The organism is Pseudomonas sp. Tav-5-1A (assembly GCF_055755055.1).
In genome coordinates this window covers 2,215,662-2,234,942 of record NZ_CM146901.1, presented here as the reverse complement: position 1 = coordinate 2,234,942, position 19,281 = coordinate 2,215,662, and the positions used below count along the sequence as shown (strand labels likewise).

Sequence of the window (19,281 nt, the reverse complement as noted above, 5' to 3'; positions counted from 1 at the left end):
CCCCGGTTCGCCGACTCGCGAGCGCTTAGACGCGTTCGAAGACGGTGGTGATGCCCTGCCCCAGACCTACACACATGGTGGACACCCCGAAGGTGCCGTTGTTCTGCTTCATGACATTCAACAGGGTGCCCGAAATACGTGCACCAGAGCAACCGAATGGGTGACCCAGGGCGATGGCGCCGCCGTGCAGGTTAACCTTCTCGTTCATCTTGTCGAGCACTTTCAGATCCTTCAGCACCGGCAGGGCCTGTGCGGCGAAGGCTTCGTTGAGCTCGAAGAAGTCGATATCGTTGATCGAAAGGCCTGCGCGCTTCAGCGCTTTCTGGGTCGCCGGCACCGGGCCGTAGCCCATGATTGCAGGGTCGACGCCGGCGACGGCCATGGAGCGGATCACCGCCATCGGCTGAATGCCCAGGTCTTGGGCACGTTGGGCCGACATGACGATCATGCAAGAGGCACCGTCGGTAATTTGCGACGAAGTGCCGGCTGTCACGGTGCCACCTTTGGGGTTGAACGCAGGACGCAGCGCGGCCAGGCTCTCCAGGGTAGTGTCCGGACGAATGGTCTCGTCGTAGTCGAACATCTTCAGGAAGCCGTTCTCGTCATACCCTTGCATCGGGATGATCTCGTCCTTGAACTTGCCTTCCACGGTGGCCTTGTGGGCCAGTTGGTGGGAGCGCAGGCCGAAGGCGTCCTGGGCTTCGCGGGTGATGCCGTGCATCTTGCCGAGCATTTCCGCAGTCAGGCCCATCATGCCCGAGGCCTTGGCGGCGTACAGGGACATGTGCGGGTTGGGATCGACGCCGTGCATCATGCTCACGTGGCCCATGTGCTCCACGCCGCCGACGACGAACACGTCGCCGTTGCCGGTCATGATCGCCTGGGCGGCGGTGTGCAGCGCGCTCATGGACGAGCCGCACAGGCGGCTGACGGTCTGGCCGGCCGCGGTGTGCGGGATCTGGGTCATCAGCGACGCCATGCGCGCGATGTTCCAGCCCTGCTCCAGGGTCTGGTTCACACAGCCCCAGATCACGTCCTCGACTTCGCTCGGGTCGACCTTGACGTTGCGCTCCAGCAGTTTGCTGATCAGGTGCGCCGACATGTCTTCGGCGCGGGTGTTGCGGTGCATGCCACCCTTGGAGCGGCCCATTGGCGTGCGACCGAAGTCGACGATCACCACATCTCTCGGATTCAAGCTCATAAAATCGTTCTCGCTCTAGTCGTTGGGCGCTTAACCGAAGAAGCTCTGGCCGTTCTTGGCCATCTCACGCAGCTTCGCGGTGGGGTGGTACAGCGGGCCCAGGTCGGCGTACTGGTCTGCCAGGGCGACGAAGTTGGCCACGCCCAGCGAATCGATGTAGCGCAGCGCGCCGCCACGGAACGGAGGGAAACCGATGCCGTAGACCAGGCCCATGTCGGCCTCGGCCGCGGTTTCGACGATACCGTCTTCCAGGCAACGCACGGTTTCCAGGCACAGCGGAATCATCATCCAGTTGAGGATGTCGTCGTCGCTCAGCTCGCGCTGCTCGTAGACGATCGGCTTCAGCACTTCAAGCACCGAGGCGTCGGCGACTTTCTTCGGCTTGCCCTTCTTGTCGGTCTCGTAGGCGTAGAAGCCCTTGCCGTTCTTCTGGCCCAGGCGGTTGGCCTCGTACAGCACGTCGATGGCCGAACGACGGTCATCCTTCATGCGGTCCGGGAAGCCTTCGGCCATCACGTCGCGGCCGTGGTGGCCGGTATCGATGCCGACCACGTCCATCAGGTAGGCAGGGCCCATCGGCCAGCCGAATTTTTCCATGATCTTGTCGACTCGCACGAAGTCGATGCCGGCGCTGACCAGCTTGGCGAAGCCGCCGAAGTACGGGAACAGCACGCGGTTGACCAGGAAGCCCGGGCAGTCGTTGACCACGATCGGGTTCTTGCCCATCTTCTTGGCGTAGGCCACGGTGGTGGCGACTGCCACTTCGCTGGACTTCTCGCCACGGATGACTTCCACCAGCGGCATCATGTGCACCGGGTTGAAGAAGTGCATGCCGACGAAGTTTTCCGGACGCTTGAGGGCTTTCGCCAACAGGCTGATGGAAATGGTCGAGGTGTTGGACGCCAGGATGGTGTCCTCCTTGACCTGGGCTTCGACTTCGGCCAGCACGGCCTGCTTGACCTTGGGGTTCTCGACCACGGCTTCGACGACGATGTCGACGTGGCCGAAATCACCGTACGACAGGGTCGGGCGAATGGCGTTGAGCGACTCGGCCATCTGCGCGGCGGTCAGGCGGCCTTTCTCGACGCGCTTGCCCAGCAGCTTCGAGGCTTCGGCCAGGCCTTGCTCGATGCCCTTCTCGTTGATGTCCTTCATCAGGATCGGGGTGCCCTTGACGGCGGACTGGTAGGCAATGCCACCGCCCATGATGCCGGCGCCGAGCACGGCGGCCTGCTTCACGTCGTGGGCCAGCTCGTCGTAGGCCTTGGCCTTGCGTTTCAGTTCCTGGTCATTCAGGAACAGGCCCACCAGGCTTTGCGCAGCCGGGGTCTTGGCCATTTTCACGAAACCGGCGGCTTCGATTTCCAGGGCCTTCTCGCGACCGAAGTTGGCGGCTTTCTGGATGGTCTTGATGGCTTCGACCGGGGCCGGGTAGTTCGGGCCGGCCTGGCCGGCGACGAAGCCCTTGGCGGTCTCGAAGGCCATCATCTGCTCGATGGCGTTGAGCTTGAGCTTGTCCAGCTTGGGCTGGCGACGGGCCTTGTGGTCGAACTCGCCGCTGATGGCGCGCTTGACCAGGTCCAAGGCGGCCGCGTGCAGCTGCTCAGGCGCGACCACGGCATCGACGGCGCCGGCTTTCAGGGCGTCATCGGCACGGTTTTCCTTGCCCGAGGCAATCCACTCGATGGCGTTGTCGGCACCGATGATGCGCGGCAGGCGCACGGTGCCGCCGAAGCCTGGGTAGATGCCCAGCTTCACTTCCGGCAGGCCGATCTTGGCGGTGGCGGACATGACGCGGAAGTCCGCGGCCAGGCACATTTCCAGGCCGCCGCCCAGGGCGATGCCGTTGATGGCGGCCACGGTGGGCACGCCCAGGTCTTCGAAGTCGCTGAAAATGCGGTTGGCTTCCAGGTTACCAGCGACCAGTTCGGCCTCGGGCAGCTTGAAGTTGTCGACAAATTCGGTGATGTCCGCGCCGACGATGAAAACGTCCTTGCCACTGCTGACAATCACGCCCTTGATGCTGGCGTCGGCCTTGATGGTGTCCACCGCCTGGCGCAATTCGCCCAGGGTCAGACGGTTGAATTTGTTGACGGACTCACCCTTGAGGTCGAACTTCAATTCGACGATGCCACTTTCAAGAGCCTTAACCGTGATGGCTTTACCTTCGTAAATCATCAACTGATCTCCACGATATGGAAGCTGAACTGTACACGCCAAACGCTGGTGCGAGGCCGGCAGGCGCATTGACGCCGGTTGCCGCTCCCTCGCTGCCAGACACACCCGTCAGCGCGATATTCGGGATTCTGTATAAGAGCGTTCCTACAAGACAAACGCTCAATTCATACGCCCGTTTGATTTGGGTATGCACACATTCAGGGAAAAACCGGCAATTGTCAAATGCGCTGGAAGGCGGCAAAAACGCGACTTTGCGGTCACGCGTGCGTCATAACAGCGCACGCCGCGCCGGGACTGATGACGCAACATTCAGCAACAGCATGGCACATACCCATGACAGCCAGATACACCGGGGCTTGGGGCAAACCAAACGTCGCAGGGAAATAAAAAGAAAGGAATTTTGAAAGAGGCCGGCGTAAGATCGCTTCGCGACTACACTGTCGACCACACATGCAGAAAATGTCTTACCGGCCTGCCTGGCCAACCCCAGCCCGACGCAGATTATCGGGCTTTTTATTGCCCGAAATCTAACGCCCCGACACCTGTGGGAGCTGGCTTGCCAGCGAGCTTCTTGTTCCGCAACAGCTCGCTGGCAAGCCAGCTCCCACAGGGCGACAGCCCCCACAGGTCATGCCAGCGCCTTCAGCACCTGGTCGATTGCCACCAGCACACTCACCTCCCCGCGCTCGCCCCAGTACAGGGCGATCAACTGTTGACCTGCGTCAACCTTGTAGACATTACCCGGCAACGTGGCGAACTGCGCGAGTAAGATCGGGTCTTCACAAGGTTCGCGCCATTGGTTGAGCCAGGTCCCCGGCTCGGTCTGCCAGTAGCAGAACCGCGCGGCCGTGGCCGACCGCCGCGGCCGGCAGTACTGCGCGCAGGGGCTTGGCGGCTGCTGGGGCAGCCAGTGCGGCCATTCCTGGGGCATCAGCTGCATGGCCAGGCCCAGGCGGCGCGCTTCCATGCGCAGGGCCATCTGGCCGCTCTGCTTGCGCGAGGGGCGCAGCCACACCAGGGGGCTTAAAACCAGCGCAAGGATTGACACCACTATCCATACCGTCATATGACTGTGCACCCTGTAAAACTTTTAGAAATGAGTTGGTTAGGACACGCGCAAACAGACCGACTTGAAACCGGCCATACTTAGCCTATCGCCACGTCAGGAGAGCTTCCCATGCCCTACCAACATATTCTGGTCGCCGTCGACCTGACCGAAGAGTGCGATCCGGTGATCCACCGGGCCCGCGAGCTGTCTTCCAGCCAGGACGCCAAGCTGTCCCTGGTGCACATCGTCGAACCCATGGCCATGGCCTTCGGCGGCGACGTGCCCATGGACCTGTCGCAGCTGCAACAGCAGCAGTTCGACCAGGCCAAGGAGCGCCTGGAGCGCCTGATCACCAAGTACCCGGAACTGACGAAAGAGAACTGCCACCTGACCTATGGCCAGCCCAAGCAGGAAATCCATGGCCTGGCCAAGGAAAAGGGTTGCGACCTGGTGGTGGTGGGCAGCCATGCCCGCCACGGCCTGGCGCTGCTGCTGGGCTCCACGTCCAATGACGTGCTGCATGGCGCGCCCTGTGATGTGCTGGCGGTACGCCTGAAGAAACCTGAGTAAAAACCTGTAGCCGCTGCCGCCAGGCTGCGCTGGCCTCCTGCCTCGCTGAAAATCTCCAGCGTACATAAGGGCCAGCGCAGCCTGACGGCAGCGGCTACAGTGTCAGACCTCAGGCGTCGAGCTCAGCCCAGCGCTCGACCATCTCGTCCAGCTTGGCCTGGGCCTGTTCCAGCTCGGCAATCACCTTGGCCGTCTCGGCCGCCGGCTTCTGGTAGAAACCCGCATCCGCCATGGTCGCTTCCAGCGCGGCAATCATCTGCTCCTGGGCGTCGATCTCACCCGGCAAGGCTTCCAGCTCGCGCTGCAGCTTGTAGCTGAGTTTCTTCTTCGCAGGGGCAGCAGCTTCCGCTGCCGGTGCCACGACGGCTGCCGGGGCAGTCACCACGGCGCTGTTGAGCTCGGCCTTGCCCGACTTGTTCTCGGTAACGCCCAGCAGCTTCGGCGAACCACCCTGGCGAATCCAGTCCTGGTAGCCACCCACGTACTCGCGCACCTTGCCCTCGCCTTCGAAGACCAGGGTGCTGGTCACCACGTTGTCGAGGAAGGCCCGGTCGTGGCTGACCATCAGCACGGTGCCCTTGAAGCTGGACAGCACTTCTTCCAGCAGTTCCAGGGTTTCCACGTCCAGGTCGTTGGTCGGTTCGTCGAGCACCAGCAGGTTGGCCGGCTTGCTGAACAGCTTGGCCAGCAGCAGGCGCGCACGCTCGCCACCCGACAGCGCCTTGACCGGCGTGCGGGCACGCTGCGGGCTGAACAGGAAGTCGCCCAGGTAGCTGAGCACGTGGCGGTTCTGGCCGTCGATCTCGATGAAGTCCCGGCCTTCGGCCAGGTTGTCGATCACGGTCTTTTCCAGGTTCAGCTGGTGGCGCAGCTGGTCGAAGTACGCCACTTCCAGGCGCGTACCGGCCGCCACGGTGCCGCTGGTGGCTTCCAGGTCGCCCAGCATCAGCTTGAGCAACGTGGTCTTGCCGGTGCCGTTGGCGCCCAGCAGGCCAATGCGGTCCTGGCGCTGCAGCACCATGGAGAAGTCCTTGACCAGGAACGGGCCGCCCGGGTGGGCAAAGCTGACGTTCTCGACCACCATCACCTGCTTGCCGGATTTCTCCGCGGTATCAAGCTGGATGTTGGCCTTGCCCTGGCGCTCGCGACGCTCGCTGCGCTCGACGCGCAGCTCTTTCAGGGCGCGCACGCGGCCTTCGTTACGGGTACGACGGGCCTTGATGCCCTGGCGAATCCACACCTCTTCCTGGGCCAGGCGCTTGTCGAACAGCGCATTGGCGGTCTCTTCGGCCGCCAGCATGGCTTCCTTGTGCACCAGGAAGCTGGCGTAGTCGCCGTTCCAGTCGATCAGGCCGCCGCGGTCCAGTTCCAGGATGCGCGTGGCCAGGTTCTGCAGGAAGGAACGGTCGTGCGTGATGAACAGCACGGCGCCGCCGAAACCGCTCAAGGCCTCTTCCAGCCAGGCAATCGCACCGATGTCCAGGTGGTTGGTAGGCTCGTCGAGCAGCAGCAGGTCGGGCTCGGACACCAGCGCCTGGGCCAGCAGCACGCGGCGGCGCCAGCCACCGGACAGCTGCGCCAGGGTCTTGTCGGCCGGTAGTTGCAGGCGGCTCAGGGTGCTATCCACCAGTTGTTGCAGGCGCCAGCCGTCGCGGGCCTCGAGGTCCGACTGGACGTGCATGAGCTTGGTCAGGTCTTCATCGGTGACGATGTTCTGGCTCAGGTGGTGATATTCGGCCAGCAACGCGCCCACACCATCGAGGCCTTCGGCAACCACGTCGAACACGGTGCGATCGTCGGCCACCGGCAGTTCCTGCGGCAGCTCGCCGATCTTCAGGCCCGGCGCACGCCAGACCTCGCCTTCGTCAGGCTTCTGATCGCCCTTGACCAGGCGCAACATGCTGGACTTGCCAGTGCCGTTGCGACCGATGATGCAGACCCGCTCTCCACGGGCGATCTGCCAGGACACTTTGTCCAACAACGGCATCGCGCCGAAAGCGAGGGACACATCGCTTAATTTGAGCAGGGTCATGTGTTTCTCCAAAAACCGGGCGCGCATTCTACCTGACTTGAGCGCCCAGCACAGTAAATGCCGCCATATGGGCCGGACGGTCTGAATTCATCTGTTGTTACAAGCACAATGCTTTCATCGGCCACCCGCAACCGGCTAAGCTAATGGGAAATCAGTGCAGGCAACGCCGCACTTGTCATGCCTTATCTGCACGGATGTCTCATGCGCGGTCGCCTGTCTAGCCTCTTGTCCTGCCTGCTGCTCTCTGCCACCGCCGTCTCCTGCGCCCACGCAGTGGACCTGACCACCCAGCGCCAGTATTACGACGAGGCCAAGCGCGCCCTGGCCAAGGGCGACAGCGGTCCCTACTACCGTTACGCGCCGATGCTCAGCGACTACCCGCTGGAGCCGTACCTGGCCTATGACGAGCTCACCGCCCGCCTGAAGACCGCCAGCAACGACGAGATCGAGAAATTCCTCGCCGCCCACGGTGACCTGCCCCAGGCCAACTGGATGAAGCTGCGCTGGTTGCGCTGGCTGGCGGAACGCGGCGACTGGGACACCTTTGCCAAATATTATGACGCCAAGCTCAACTTCACCGAGCTTGACTGCCTCAACGGCCAGTACCAACTGGGCCACAACCAGAAGGCCGAGGGCTACGCCAGCGCGCAGAAGCTGTGGCTGACCGGCAAGACCCAGCCCGACGCCTGCGACGCGCTGTTCGGCCTGTGGGCCGCCGACGGCCAGCTGACCGAGGACAAGCGCTGGCAGCGCCTGAAACTGGCCGCCCACACCCGCAACTACGCCCTGGCCAACGCGTTGGTCGCCACCCTGCCGACCCTGGGCAACCAGGGCCGCCTGCTGATCAGCGTGGCGCAGAACCCCGAGCTGCTCACCGACCCGTCGCGCTTCCAGCCGGCCACCGAGGCCATGTCCGACGTGGTCGGCCTGGGCCTGCGGCGCCTGGCCAAGCAGGACCCGGACCGGGCCATGCAGATGCTCGACGGCTACGCCAACAGCATGCACTTTTCTCGTGACGAAAAGGTGGCCATCGCCCGGGAAATCGGCCTGACCCTGGCGCGCAACTACGACCCGCGCGCCCTCGACCTGATGACCCAGTACGACCCCGAGCTGCGCGACAACACCGTCACCGAGTGGCGCCTGCGCCTGCTGCTGCGCCTGGGCCGCTGGCAGGACGCCTACGACCTGACCCGCCGCCTGCCCCAGGACCTGGCGGCCACCAGCCGCTGGAAATACTGGCAGGCGCGCAGCCTGGAGCTGGCACAACCACAGAACCCGCAGGTGCCGCTGCTGTACCGCAACGTGTCCAAGGAGCGTGATTTCTACGGCTTCCTCGCCGCCGACCGCACCCAGGCGCCCTACTCCCTGGCCAACCGCCCGCTGGTGATCAGCCAGGCGTTGATGAACAAGGTGCGCAACACCCCGGGCATCCGCCGCGCCATGGAGCTGCTGGACCGTGGCCAGGTGGTGGACGCACGCCGCGAGTGGTACTACGTGAGCAACCTGTTCAGCCGCGACGAAATGGTCGCCCAGGCCAAGCTGGCCTACGACATGCACTGGTACTTCCCAGCCATCCGCACCATTGCCCAGGCGCAGTACTGGGATGACCTGGACATCCGCTTCCCCATGGCCCACCGCGAGGCCCTGGTGCGCGAAGCCAACAACCGCGGCATCCATGCCAGCTGGGCGTTCGCCATCACCCGCCAGGAAAGCGCGTTCATGGACGACGCCCGTTCGGGCGTGGGCGCCATGGGCCTGATGCAGCTGATGCCCGGCACCGCCAAGGAAACCGCGCGCAAGTTCAGCATCCCCCTGGCCTCGCCGCAGCAGGCCATCGACCCGGACAAGAACATCCAGCTGGGCGCCGCCTACCTGAGCCAGGTGCACGCGCAGTTCAACGGCAACCGCGTGCTCGCTTCCGCCGCCTACAACGCCGGCCCCGGCCGCGTGAAACAGTGGCTGCGCGGCGCCAACCACCTGAGCTTCGACGTGTGGGTGGAGTCGATTCCGTTCGACGAGACCCGCCAGTACGTGCAGAACGTGCTGTCCTACGCAGTGATCTACGGCCAGAAGCTGAACATCCCGCAGCCGATCGCCGACTGGAACGAACGCTTCTTCGACGACCAATAACCCCGTGGACGCGGCCTTTGGCCGCTGCTACGGTTATTCGAGGACCGTGACGGGCATGCCGACCTGCAGCTGCCCTACCCCGTCGTTGACCAGGTTCTGCCCGAACATCACGTCGCCATCCACCTGGCGATAGGTCTTGAGCGTCGCCAATGGCTCGCGATCGTCACTGCGTACTCCGGTCGCGGGGTCGATGGTGGTAAGGATGCACCGCGAGCACGGCTTCACCACCCGGAACTCCACCTCGCCAATGCGAATGCGCTTCCAGCCATCCTCGGCGAACGCCTCGCTGCCGGTGACCACCAGGTTGGGGCGGAACCGCAGCATCTCCAGTTCACGGCCCACGCGGCTCGACAGGTCATCCAGCGACGCCTGGCCAATCAGCAGTAATGGGAAACCATCGGCGAAGCCCACGCGGTCGCTGTCCAGGCCGTAGCCGGCCTGGGTGCTGCGCGCCCGCTCGACCGGCACCTGCACCAGGCGCGTCGGTTTGCCTATAAAGGAAGAGACCCACTGGGCTGCCTCATCGCCCGCATCAGGCACGCGCAGGGTGTCCCGCCAGATGGTCACGCCGCGCAACGGCGCGTCGGCGCCAGGGGTAGGCACGAACAGCGGCGCAAGGCCCGGTGCCGACAGTTGCAGCCCGGCATCGCCCTGGTGGGCGGCGCCCAGCTGGCTCATGTGTGCCTCGGCGCGCTGGGTCAGGAAGCGCCCGCTGGCCTCGTCCACCAGCATCCAGCGGCGATCGCCGGCCAGGCCCAGGCTGTCCAAGGCGGATGCCTGCAAGGGTTCGGCGATGGCGGACTTGAGGGGGTAGCGGTAGAGGGCGCTGAGGTGCATGGCGGCTTCCTGCGGTCAATTTAGACCGGCAGTTTATCACGCCACTTCTTTGTGGGAGCTGGCTTGCCAGCGAGCTGTTGAAGCCTGAAAAGCTCGCTGGCAAGCCAGCTCCCACAGGGTCAGTTATCCAGCATGAGGCGTTGGCGCACCACGTCCACCAGCTTGTCCGGCTGGAACTTGGACAGGAAGTTGTCGCAGCCGACCTTCTTGACCATGGATTCGTTGAAGCTGCCCGATAGCGAGGTGTGCAGCACCACGTACAAACCGCGCAGCCGCGGGTCGTTGCGGATCTCGGTGGTCAGGCGGTAGCCGTCCATCTCGGGCATTTCCGCGTCGGTGAACACCATCAGCAGTTTGTCCGTGAGGTTTTCGCCGGCATCCGCCCAGGCCTTGAGCATCTTCAGCGCCTTGAGGCCATCGCTGGCCACGTGCATCTTCACCCCCAGCTGGGACAGAGTGTCGCGCAGCTGCGCCAGCGCCACGGTAGAGTCGTCCACCAGCAGCACTTCCCTGCCCCGGGCACGGGCCAGCACGGGGTCTTCAAGCTTCTCGCGGGACACCTTGGCGCTGTAGGGCACGATCTCGGCCAGCACTTTCTCCACATCGATGATTTCCACCAGTTGGTCATCGACCTTGCTGATGGCGGTGAGGTAGTGCTGGCGGCCAGCGCTGGTAGGCGGCGGCAGGATGGCTTCCCAGTTCATGTTGACGATGCGGTCCACGCCGCCCACCAGGAACGCCTGCACCGAGCGGTTGTACTCGGTGACGATGATGGTGCTGTTGGGCCCCGGCTGCAGCGGGCGCATGCCGATGGCCTGGGACAGGTCGATGACCGGCAGGGTCTGCCCGCGCAGGTTGACCACCCCGCACACGAAAGCGTGGCGCTGGGGCATCAGCGTCAACTTGGGCAGTTGCAGCACCTCCTGCACCTTGAACACGTTGATGGCGAACAATTGCCGGCCCGCCAGGCGAAACATCAGAATTTCAAGGCGGTTCTCACCCACAAGCTGGGTACGTTGGTCTACTGTGTCGAGAATGCCGGCCATCGATGACTCCTGGGGATGATGCTGAGGTGAACTGATAAGGGTTATCGGCAGCGCGCGACCGATCTTGAAGCCCGACGAAATACACGCTGGCGAGCATTGATGTCACATTAACATCATGCTTAACTGATCGCATTGCCGTCGCTGAACATTTAGATACAAAACTGCTAAGAACCCTCCCTTCTTATCAGGGATTCCCCTATAGGCAATCGGGCGAAACCTGATATTCGCAATATCCAATAGCCATTAATGTGACGCCATTCTCAATGCATGAACGGAGTCAGGCTTTTGTTCGCTCGCTTTTTATCCCCCGATCGCAGCCTTCGGAGCGGCAGCAAGGGCCTGATTTCATCTTTTCCCGCCAAGACAATGTGTCTGGCTTGTGGCTCGCAGGACACATTGAAAATGACAGCGCAAATGCCAGCCATCCGTGCGCGGATGCAGCTAAGCTTGAGTGGCCAGATGGAACCAACGCACGGACCGCACGCAATGGACGCGTCCGCACGGAGTTGTGGAGATCAACATGCTCAATGACACCCAATGGTCATGTGCCCTGCCTGACTTCCTCGTCGAGGCCCAGGCCATGCTGAACAAATTGCAGGAATGCATCAGCCACCTCGAACTGATCCGCAACGATCAGGACGCCGCCGACTGCCTGCTGTACACCCTGGAAAGCCTTGGTTTACGGGCCCAGGGCCTGTCACTTGAGCAAGTGGCTGCATTTTGCCAGCAGCTGCGCCAGCTGCTGCACCTGGCAAAACCGCGCAATCGTTTGGAGGGGGCCACACTCAAGGCGCTCAACGAATGCCTCACCCTGCTGGCCTGGCAACTGGAGCTGATCGACCCGCGCACCGGCCAGTTGAGCCTGGACAGTGACGAACAGGTGGCGCTGGTGGAGGCCCTGGCGGTCACCATCGACTCGAGCCTCGCCCCTGTACCTCCCACCGCGGGCAAGGCCAGCGGGCAATTGGACCGACGGGTCATGTGACCCCGACTGCATCCACTTTGTTGCCAGTTCCATACACCGCGCCAGGGCGCGGTATAATTGTGCGTTCATGAAATGACCAGCCATTCACCTAGGCCACCCTCAGCTATTCCCCTAGGTACAACTACCCCCGGCTTTCTGTAACTTTGGCATTACACTCGAAGTTACCAGGAGTGCGTTCCTGCCCTATGATTGTGCATTTTTGTCCGTTGACTGAAGTTGTTCAGGGGCCTGAGTTGCAATGTGATGACAACCGTACTCCAGCCGCCCCCAATGATGGCGATGTGATTGCGCTCGCGAGATAACTGTTAACGCCGAAAATAAACCTGACCGTTCAGGCATATATTGCTGAACAGGCGACCAACTGTTGATGAAGTGATACCATGGCAGACCTATTCCCCCCACGGACCGGATGCCCTGACCACCTGACACTTGCAAGGTGTCATCGGGAATCGGGCGATATGTTCTATTCATTTGCATCTTTCGCCCACGGCGCTACATCTAGAGCATGGAGCCTTGGAAACGGCTTTCAACAACGCCTTAACCGGTTCTCAGCAGCGACTTTTTCTTGGCTCCGTTTTCTATGTACGCCAGTTTCAGAAAATACACATCGTGGCCAATGGGCGTGCAACACATGCGCTGGTTGACGGTATTGCTGTGCCTGGGCTCGCTGTTGGGCAACGCCTGGATATTCGCCACCCAAGGCACGGTTCCCGCGGGGCTGCTGGCCATCAACATCGCCGCCATGCTCAGCGTATGGGTGCAGCATCGCAACGCGCAGAAGTCCATCGCCTTCAAGCCCCAGGAACTCGCCGACCACCTGTTGCAGGTGCAGGAAAACGAACGGCACCGCCTGAGCCGGGAACTGCACGATGACATCGGCCAGCTGCTGACTGCGGCCAAGATGCAATCAGACTGGCTGCAACGACGCCTGCCCAACGACCTGGAAGAAGGCTTCGCGACCTTGCGCGAGACCATCGACGAAACCCTGACCAAGGTCCGCGACGTGTCCGCCATCCTCAACCCGCGCCAGCTCACCAGCCTGGGCCTGGAAGCCAGCCTGCGCGGGCACCTGCTGCGCACCCTGGAAAACACCCAGGTGAACTGGACCCTGGAATGCCACCAGGCCATGACCGGCATCCCCGAGGAGATGGCGGTGGCCGCCTTCCGCATTACCCAGGAAGCGGTGACCAACCTGCTGCGCCATGCCCGGGCGACCAACCTGCTGGTGCGCCTGCAACGCACCCCCGAAGGCCTGCACCTGTATGTCAGCGATGACGGCGTGGGCTTCACCCCCGTCAGCGACCCGGCCAGCCATGGCCTGCGGGGCATGTCGGGCATGCAGGAGCGCGCCACGCTGATTGGCGGCTGGCTGAAGGTCAATAGCCAGCCCGGCCAGGGCACCCAACTTGAAGCACTCTTCCCCTGGGCGCCGCGCGCCCTGCAACGAGCCAAACTCGGCAAAGGCCTATGATCTGCAAATTATTGCTGGTGGACGATCATTCCCTGATCAGGGCGGGCGTGCGCGCCCTGGTGTCGGATATTCCCGGTTACGCGGTGGTGGGCGAGGCCAGCGATGGTGCACAACTGGTGGACATGGTGCGCCGGCTGGACCCGGACATCGTCCTGCTCGACCTGTCCATGCGTGACACCGGCGGGCTGGAAGCCCTGGGCCGGCTGCAGGCCACCCGGGCGCGCAGCAAGGTACTGATCCTGTCCATGCATACCGACCCGGAAATGATCATGCAGGCGCTGGAGATGGGCGCCCATGGCTACCTGCTCAAGGACACCACGGCCGTCGAGCTGGGCCAGGCGCTGGACGCCCTGCGCAGCAACGAGCGTTACCTGAGCCCGGCCATCGCCCACACGGTGATCAACCAGGCGCTGATCCGCGCGCAGAGCAGCCGCCCGGAACAGGCCGACAACCACAACCTCACCCCGCGCCAGCTGGAGATCCTGCGGCTGATCGTGCGCGGCAAGTCCACCCGCGAGATCGCCACCGGCCTGGGGCTGAGCGTGAAGACCGTGGAAACCCACCGCTCGCAGATCATGAAGCGCCTGCAGATCTTCGACGTGGCGGGCCTGGTGCTGTTCGCCGTGCGCGAGCGCATCATCAGCCTCGACGATTGATGATTGCGCCGGCATTGCGGAACTCCTGACGCAGCCTCCGGCAGCTGCTACGCAGGGAGTGATGTAGCAGCGGCCGCAGGCCGCGTCACGGGCGCCCGCGCGACAACAGCGGTGAATTCGCCGGCAGGTGCACCTTCAGGGCGCCGGGCCGGGCGCTGAAACGCAGGCTGTCGCCCGTCAGCGGCTCGCCGTCGAGATTGATGTCCAGGCCCTCGGCACTGTGGATTTCCACCCAGGGCAGGCGCACCCGAACGAACAGGTTATCCACTCCGAGCCCACCAGCGAGCAAATCCTTCAAGGTGCTGAACACCTCGGTGGGCGCCGGCAGGATGCTGATGTCCAGCAGCCCGTCATCCGCCACCGCCTCGGGGCACAGCACGTGGCCACCACCCGCCTGCCGGCCATTGCCGATGCCCAGCGCCAGCAACTGCCCTTCCCACTCGAAGTCTGGCCCGCGCAAGCAGCAGTAGGCCGGGCGCAGCTCGGCGAAGCGCGACAAGCCGGTGAACAGGTAGGCCGCACCACCCAGCACCTTTTTCAGGTCGTCGGAGGTGTTGGCCGTCACCTGGCTGCCGAACCCTCCGGTGGCCATGTTCAGGAACAACTGCCCGCCCACCTCGCCCAGGTCTACCGGCCGGGCCGGTGCATCCAGTAGCGCCAGGGCCCCGGCGCAGTCCAGCGGCACGCCGGCGGCCCGGGCAAAATCGTTGGCGGTACCCAGGGGCATCAGCACCAGGCTGGCGTCAGTGCCCGCCAGGGCGATGGCCTCGGCGATATCACGCAGGGTACCGTCGCCGCCCCCAGCGATGATGTGCGGGTAACCGGCCGCCAGCGCTTCCGTCACCAGGCGCTGGGCATCCCCTGCCTCCCAGGTCAGCCGCACCGCCAGCTCGACGCCCGCCGCCCGCTGGGCTTCCACGGCGCGCCGCACGTCCTCGTTGAGGGCCTGCTTGCCGTGCAGAATCAAAAATGCCTTGCGCGCTGCCATGCCGTTTCCCCGTCTAGAACCGCCCACTGAAGCGTTTCGACCACACCACCGTCAAAAAAAGCCATACAGATCATCAGCGATTGCATATTTTTTTGGCGCTTTGCGCGTTTTTGATTCGCAAGGCGGTGTTTCATGGACTTTACTCAGGTTTCAAAGTGCCATCGGAAAGATTGCCTTCGAGGGCCATTCAATCGTAAATTAATATTTGTAACGGAAAACTGACGCAAAATTCCCCGCCAATAATAAAACGACAAAAAATTGCCACCAGGGACGGAGTCAGCAACAAACGGTAACACCCAACGTACACAATGGAACTGCCGCAATTCTTGTTGTCGGCCTTGGATCACCAATGGTCTGGAGGGAAGGGATTTATGCGCTTGCAACCCGTGGACAGTCTGCTGATGACTCGGCCCAGTATGGTCGAGTATTTCCTGTTCGCTATCCGCCTAGTCCACGGGCTTACCGCCATCGCCCCTGGCTTGCTGATCTTGATGATCGACTCGAACATCAAGCCCGGCGCCGTGAAGGACGACCTGGCCGTGCTGGTGTTCTTCGGTTTTCTCAGCGTGCTGATCTTCCAGGCGCTGGGGGTGTACGCCGAATCGATCTTCAGCAACCGCCTGCGCTTCCAGACCACCTTCTACGCCTGGGCGTCGGCGTTCTGCCTGTTGCTGTTCATGCACCGGGCGCTGTCGCTGTTCGATTTCATCAGCAACCTGCAGCTGGCGATCTGGTTCATCGGCACCTTCATCCTGTTCGGCATCGAACGGATGATCATCCTCACCCTGTTCCAGCAACTGATGGTGCGCGGGGTATTCCTGCAGAACGCGGTGATCCTGGGCGCCACCGAAAACGGCCAGCGCCTGGCCGAATACCTGCTGCAGCACCAGGACATCCGCTCCGGCGTGGTGGGCTTCATCGACGACCGCATCGCCCGCCTGCCCAAGACCCTGGTCAACCTGCCCCTGCTGGGCAACAGCCAGGAGCTGGAGCAACTGATCCGCGACGAGAAGGTCACCCAGGTGCTGGTGGCCATCCCCTGGTCGGCGGAAAACCGCATGGACTACATCATTCGCGAACTGCGCCGGCTGCCGGTGAACGTGCTGCTGGTGCCGGACATGGTCGCCTTCCGCCACTCGCACAACCGCATCACCGAAGTCGCCAACCTGCCGATGTTCAACGCCTCCGAAGTGCCGTTGCGCGGCTGGTCGCCGTTCTTCAAGCGCCTGGAAGACATGCTCATCTCCAGCCTGGCGCTGGTGGCGTTGTCGCCGATCATGCTGCTGGTGGCGCTGGCCATCAAGCTCGACTCCCCAGGCCCGGTGCTGTTCAAGCAGAAGCGCTACGGCTACAACAACCGCCTGATCGAGGTGTACAAGTTCCGCTCCATGCACCAGCACCAGGCCGATGCCAACGCCGAGAAGCAGACCGTGCGCGGTGACTCGCGCATTACCCGGGTAGGACGCTTCATCCGCAAGACCAGCCTGGATGAGCTGCCCCAGTTGTTCAACGTGTTCGGCGGCAGCATGTCGATGGTCGGCCCGCGCCCCCACGCCACGGCCACCAAGGCCGCCGGCATCCTCTTCGAAGAGGCGGTGAAGGAATACACCTCCCGCCATCGGGTCAAGCCGGGCATCACCGGCCTTGCGCAGATCAACGGCTACCGCGGCGAGACCGACACCCTGGAAAAGATCGAGAAACGCGTGGAGTTCGACCTCGAGTACATCGAGAACTGGTCCGTGTGGTTCGACCTCTACATCCTCTTCCGCACTGTTCCGGCAGTGCTCCTGACGCGCGAGGTTTATTGAAATGGGCACGCTCATTCCCTGCATTATCGCCGGCGGTGCTGGCACCCGCCTGTGGCCGGTATCCCGCGAAGCGATGCCCAAGCCTTTCATGCGCCTGCCGGATGGCGAGAGCCTGCTGCAGAAAACCTTCCTGCGCGCCGCCGGCCTGCCCGGCGTCGACCGCCTGCTGACGGTGACCAACCGCGAGGTGTTCTTCCGCACCGTGGACGACTACCGCCTGCTGAACAAGGGTCGCGCGGGGCTGGATTTCATTCTTGAACCGTTCGGTCGCAATACCGCCCCGGCCATTGCCGCGGCGGCCCTGCACACCGCGCGCCTGTACGGCGAGGACGCGCAGCTGCTGGTGCTGCCCGCAGACCAATTGATCACCGACGTGGCGGCATTCACCCAGGCCGTGGAGGCCGCGCGCAGCCTGGCCGACCAAGGTTGGCTGGTGACCTTCGGCATCATCCCCACCCGCGCCGAAACCGGCTTCGGCTACATCGAGAAGGGCCAGGCCTTGACCGAAGGTGGTTTTCAGGTGGCGCGCTTCGTCGAGAAACCCAACGCCGCCACCGCCCAGGAATACCTCAAGGGCGGCCTGCACCTGTGGAACGCCGGCATGTTCTGCATGCGCGTCGACGCCATTCTGCGCGAGTTCCAGGCCCACGCCCCGGACGTGCTGGAGGCGGTCAACACCTGCCTGGCCGCCAGCCACCGCAAGGACGGCAACCGCGAACTGCAGGTGGAACTGGACAGCGGCGCCTTCGCCAACGCCCCGGACATTTCCGTGGACTACGCCATCATGGAGCGCTCGCAGAAGGTCGCGGTCATCCCCTGCAACCTGGGCTGGAGCGACATCGGCTCGTGGGAAGCGGTGCGCGAATTGAGCCCGGCGGACACCAACGGCAACCAGTGCAACGGCGAGACCGTGCTGCACGACGTGCACAACTGCTACATCGACTCGCCCAAGCGCCTGGTGGGCGGCGTGGGCCTGGACAACCTGATCGTCATCGACACCCCCGACGCCCTGCTGATCGCCGACGCCGCGCGCAGCCAGGAGGTCAAGTTCATCGCCCAGGAGCTCAAGCGCCAGGGCCACGACGCCTACCGCCTGCACCGCACCGTCACCCGCCCGTGGGGCACCTACACGGTGCTGGAGGAAGGCAAGCGCTTCAAGATCAAGCGCATCGTGGTCCGCCCCAACGCCTCGCTGTCACTGCAGATGCACCACCACCGCAGCGAGCACTGGATCGTGGTCAGCGGCATGGCCCGCGTGACCAATGGCGAGCGCGAGTTCCTGCTCGACACCAACGAATCGACGTTTATCAAGCCTGGCCACACCCACCGCCTGGTCAACCCCGGGGTCATCGACCTGGTGATGATTGAAGTACAAAGCGGCGAGTACCTGGGCGAGGACGACATCGTGCGCTTCACCGACATCTACGGCCGCGTGCCGGAAGCACCCAAAGCCTGACCCTTGACCTCTAACGCTGCACCGACCCGGATTCGCCAGGGAGCTGTATTTCATGCACCACAGGAAGACTGACCAATGAAAAAAGTGTTGCTCATATTAAGTATTGTCATGCTCGCCGCATGCAGCAATCAGGCTAAGGTTTCATTGCCCAGTAACGACGTGCTGAAAGCAGCTCACCAGGCCGGCGACGCACTGGCCGGCAAACCCCTGCCACCCCAGCGCATCCGCCCGGGCGACACTTTAAGGATTGTGCGCAACACTGGCGAGGCGCCGTCGATTTCGGCGTTCACCGCCAACACCATCTATGAACTGACGCTGTTCACCGTGCAGAACGACGGCACCTTCGCCTACCCCTACGTGGGCCAGGTCAAGGCCGCCGGCCTGTCCACCGAAGAGCTGACCAAGGTGCTGGAGGTCAAGCTGGAGAACATCTACCGCGAGACCTCGCTGACCATCAACATCAACGCTGCGCCGGGCAACACGGTGTTCGTCGGTGGCGCGGTGCGCAACCCGGCCAACCTGTCGGTGAACGTCGCCACCACCCTCGACCAGGCCATCGTCGGCGCCGGTGGCGTGCTGTCGGTGGCCGACAGCGGCAACGTCGCGCTGATGCGCCAGGAGCCCGACGGCAAGTACAAGACGTACTTCTTCGACTACGCCAGTTCCCTGTATGCCAACAACGATCGCCCGCCCGTATGGCTGCAGCGCGGCGACGTGGTGTTCGTGCCCAAGTCCCACGTGGGCAACGGCATCGAGTGGGTGGACCTGTATTTGAACCAGCTCATCCCGTTCACCAAGTCCATCGGCCTTGGCGTGACGTATGACCTGCGCAACTACAACTCCTCCAACTGAAGCTAATCGCCAAGGACAACAGA

Annotated in this window: 16 protein-coding genes; 8 read left to right on the top strand and 8 right to left on the bottom strand. The window is 63.2% G+C overall.

Annotated elements, in window-relative coordinates; genetic code table 11:
- Window positions 1–25 precede the first annotated feature (25 nt).
- The 3 genes from fadA to AC0J42_RS10175 all read right to left on the bottom strand — a co-directional run bounded on the left by fadA (window position 26) and on the right by AC0J42_RS10175 (window position 4,445).
- Window positions 26–1,201 carry an acetyl-CoA C-acyltransferase FadA gene (gene fadA, locus AC0J42_RS10185; RefSeq protein WP_416423424.1) on the bottom strand — a complete coding sequence of 392 codons (1,176 nt, stop codon included), beginning with the start codon at window positions 1,199–1,201 and terminating at the stop codon, window positions 26–28.
- Between the two features lie 30 nt (window positions 1,202–1,231).
- Window positions 1,232–3,379: a fatty acid oxidation complex subunit alpha FadB gene (fadB, locus tag AC0J42_RS10180; RefSeq protein ID WP_416423423.1), complete on the bottom strand. Its 2,148-nt coding sequence runs from the start codon at window positions 3,377–3,379 to the stop codon at window positions 1,232–1,234.
- Between the two features lie 628 nt (window positions 3,380–4,007).
- Entirely contained in the window at window positions 4,008–4,445 is a 438-nt protein-coding gene (locus AC0J42_RS10175) for a hypothetical protein (RefSeq protein ID WP_416423422.1), read from the bottom strand.
- Between the two features lie 111 nt (window positions 4,446–4,556).
- Between AC0J42_RS10175 and AC0J42_RS10170 the strand changes: the two genes are divergently transcribed.
- Window positions 4,557–4,997 carry a universal stress protein gene (locus tag AC0J42_RS10170; RefSeq protein WP_416423421.1) on the top strand — a complete coding sequence of 147 codons (441 nt, stop codon included), beginning with the start codon at window positions 4,557–4,559 and terminating at the stop codon, window positions 4,995–4,997.
- Between the two features lie 109 nt (window positions 4,998–5,106).
- On the opposite strand, the gene AC0J42_RS10165 is transcribed toward AC0J42_RS10170, so the two are convergent.
- Complete coding sequence (locus tag AC0J42_RS10165; RefSeq protein ID WP_473006032.1) at window positions 5,107–7,029, bottom strand: ATP-binding cassette domain-containing protein; 1,923 nt, start codon at window positions 7,027–7,029, stop codon at window positions 5,107–5,109.
- Between the two features lie 201 nt (window positions 7,030–7,230).
- Here AC0J42_RS10165 and AC0J42_RS10160 point away from each other — a divergent pair, with 201 nt between their 5' ends.
- Window positions 7,231–9,159: a transglycosylase SLT domain-containing protein gene (locus AC0J42_RS10160; RefSeq protein ID WP_473006031.1), complete on the top strand. Its 1,929-nt coding sequence runs from the start codon at window positions 7,231–7,233 to the stop codon at window positions 9,157–9,159.
- Window positions 9,160–9,192: 33 nt separating this feature from the next.
- On the opposite strand, the gene AC0J42_RS10155 is transcribed toward AC0J42_RS10160, so the two are convergent.
- Window positions 9,193–9,996, bottom strand: a complete 804-nt coding sequence (locus tag AC0J42_RS10155; protein ID WP_416423418.1) for an MOSC domain-containing protein — start codon at window positions 9,994–9,996, stop codon at window positions 9,193–9,195.
- 119 nt (window positions 9,997–10,115) lie between these two features.
- The gene (locus tag AC0J42_RS10150; protein ID WP_473006030.1) at window positions 10,116–11,042 is read right to left on the bottom strand and encodes a chemotaxis protein CheV; all 927 of its coding nucleotides are present in this window, start codon (window positions 11,040–11,042) and stop codon (window positions 10,116–10,118) included.
- A gap of 520 nt (window positions 11,043–11,562) precedes the next feature.
- Between AC0J42_RS10150 and AC0J42_RS10145 the strand changes: the two genes are divergently transcribed.
- The 3 genes from AC0J42_RS10145 to AC0J42_RS10135 all read left to right on the top strand — a co-directional run bounded on the left by AC0J42_RS10145 (window position 11,563) and on the right by AC0J42_RS10135 (window position 14,154).
- Window positions 11,563–12,027, top strand: a complete 465-nt coding sequence (locus AC0J42_RS10145; protein WP_473006028.1) for a hypothetical protein — start codon at window positions 11,563–11,565, stop codon at window positions 12,025–12,027.
- Between the two features lie 580 nt (window positions 12,028–12,607).
- Window positions 12,608–13,498: a sensor histidine kinase gene (locus AC0J42_RS10140; RefSeq protein ID WP_473006836.1), complete on the top strand. Its 891-nt coding sequence runs from the start codon at window positions 12,608–12,610 to the stop codon at window positions 13,496–13,498.
- On the top strand, window positions 13,495–14,154 hold the full coding sequence (locus tag AC0J42_RS10135) for a response regulator (RefSeq protein WP_416423415.1): 660 nt from the start codon (window positions 13,495–13,497) through the stop codon (window positions 14,152–14,154). The genes AC0J42_RS10140 and AC0J42_RS10135 overlap by 4 nt, the downstream gene beginning before the upstream one ends.
- An 85-nt stretch (window positions 14,155–14,239) precedes the next feature.
- Here AC0J42_RS10135 and yegS read toward each other — a convergent pair whose 3' ends face one another.
- Window positions 14,240–15,142, bottom strand: a complete 903-nt coding sequence (yegS, locus tag AC0J42_RS10130) for a lipid kinase YegS (RefSeq protein WP_473006027.1) — start codon at window positions 15,140–15,142, stop codon at window positions 14,240–14,242.
- Window positions 15,118–15,276 carry a hypothetical protein gene (locus AC0J42_RS10125; RefSeq protein WP_473006026.1) on the bottom strand — a complete coding sequence of 53 codons (159 nt, stop codon included), beginning with the start codon at window positions 15,274–15,276 and terminating at the stop codon, window positions 15,118–15,120. Before AC0J42_RS10125 ends, yegS begins: the two co-directional genes overlap by 25 nt.
- A gap of 237 nt (window positions 15,277–15,513) precedes the next feature.
- Between AC0J42_RS10125 and AC0J42_RS10120 the strand changes: the two genes are divergently transcribed.
- From AC0J42_RS10120 to AC0J42_RS10110, 3 genes are all read left to right on the top strand, one after another.
- The gene (locus tag AC0J42_RS10120; RefSeq protein WP_416423412.1) at window positions 15,514–16,950 is read left to right on the top strand and encodes an undecaprenyl-phosphate glucose phosphotransferase; all 1,437 of its coding nucleotides are present in this window, start codon (window positions 15,514–15,516) and stop codon (window positions 16,948–16,950) included.
- 1 nt (window position 16,951) lies between these two features.
- Window positions 16,952–18,406, top strand: coding sequence for a mannose-1-phosphate guanylyltransferase/mannose-6-phosphate isomerase (locus AC0J42_RS10115; RefSeq protein ID WP_416423411.1), 1,455 nt, complete (start codon window positions 16,952–16,954; stop codon window positions 18,404–18,406).
- A gap of 75 nt (window positions 18,407–18,481) precedes the next feature.
- On the top strand, window positions 18,482–19,258 hold the full coding sequence (locus AC0J42_RS10110) for a polysaccharide biosynthesis/export family protein (RefSeq protein ID WP_473006024.1): 777 nt from the start codon (window positions 18,482–18,484) through the stop codon (window positions 19,256–19,258).
- The last annotated feature ends 23 nt before the right edge of the window (window positions 19,259–19,281 follow it).

What these genes read in the sequence shown, in the direction of transcription:
- fadA (WP_416423424.1), bottom strand. Translation starts at nt 1,201, where the DNA reads ATGAGCTTGAATCCGAGAGATGTGGTGATCGTCGACTTCGGTCGCACG.
- fadB (WP_416423423.1), bottom strand. Translation starts at nt 3,379, where the DNA reads ATGATTTACGAAGGTAAAGCCATCACGGTTAAGGCTCTTGAAAGTGGC.
- AC0J42_RS10175 (WP_416423422.1), bottom strand. Translation starts at nt 4,445, where the DNA reads ATGACGGTATGGATAGTGGTGTCAATCCTTGCGCTGGTTTTAAGCCCC.
- AC0J42_RS10170 (WP_416423421.1), top strand. Translation starts at nt 4,557, where the DNA reads ATGCCCTACCAACATATTCTGGTCGCCGTCGACCTGACCGAAGAGTGC.
- AC0J42_RS10165 (WP_473006032.1), bottom strand. Translation starts at nt 7,029, where the DNA reads ATGACCCTGCTCAAATTAAGCGATGTGTCCCTCGCTTTCGGCGCGATG.
- AC0J42_RS10160 (WP_473006031.1), top strand. Translation starts at nt 7,231, where the DNA reads ATGCGCGGTCGCCTGTCTAGCCTCTTGTCCTGCCTGCTGCTCTCTGCC.
- AC0J42_RS10155 (WP_416423418.1), bottom strand. Translation starts at nt 9,996, where the DNA reads ATGCACCTCAGCGCCCTCTACCGCTACCCCCTCAAGTCCGCCATCGCC.
- AC0J42_RS10150 (WP_473006030.1), bottom strand. Translation starts at nt 11,042, where the DNA reads ATGGCCGGCATTCTCGACACAGTAGACCAACGTACCCAGCTTGTGGGT.
- AC0J42_RS10145 (WP_473006028.1), top strand. Translation starts at nt 11,563, where the DNA reads ATGCTCAATGACACCCAATGGTCATGTGCCCTGCCTGACTTCCTCGTC.
- AC0J42_RS10140 (WP_473006836.1), top strand. Translation starts at nt 12,608, where the DNA reads ATGTACGCCAGTTTCAGAAAATACACATCGTGGCCAATGGGCGTGCAA.
- AC0J42_RS10135 (WP_416423415.1), top strand. Translation starts at nt 13,495, where the DNA reads ATGATCTGCAAATTATTGCTGGTGGACGATCATTCCCTGATCAGGGCG.
- yegS (WP_473006027.1), bottom strand. Translation starts at nt 15,142, where the DNA reads ATGGCAGCGCGCAAGGCATTTTTGATTCTGCACGGCAAGCAGGCCCTC.
- AC0J42_RS10125 (WP_473006026.1), bottom strand. Translation starts at nt 15,276, where the DNA reads ATGAAACACCGCCTTGCGAATCAAAAACGCGCAAAGCGCCAAAAAAAT.
- AC0J42_RS10120 (WP_416423412.1), top strand. Translation starts at nt 15,514, where the DNA reads ATGCGCTTGCAACCCGTGGACAGTCTGCTGATGACTCGGCCCAGTATG.
- AC0J42_RS10115 (WP_416423411.1), top strand. Translation starts at nt 16,952, where the DNA reads ATGGGCACGCTCATTCCCTGCATTATCGCCGGCGGTGCTGGCACCCGC.
- AC0J42_RS10110 (WP_473006024.1), top strand. Translation starts at nt 18,482, where the DNA reads ATGAAAAAAGTGTTGCTCATATTAAGTATTGTCATGCTCGCCGCATGC.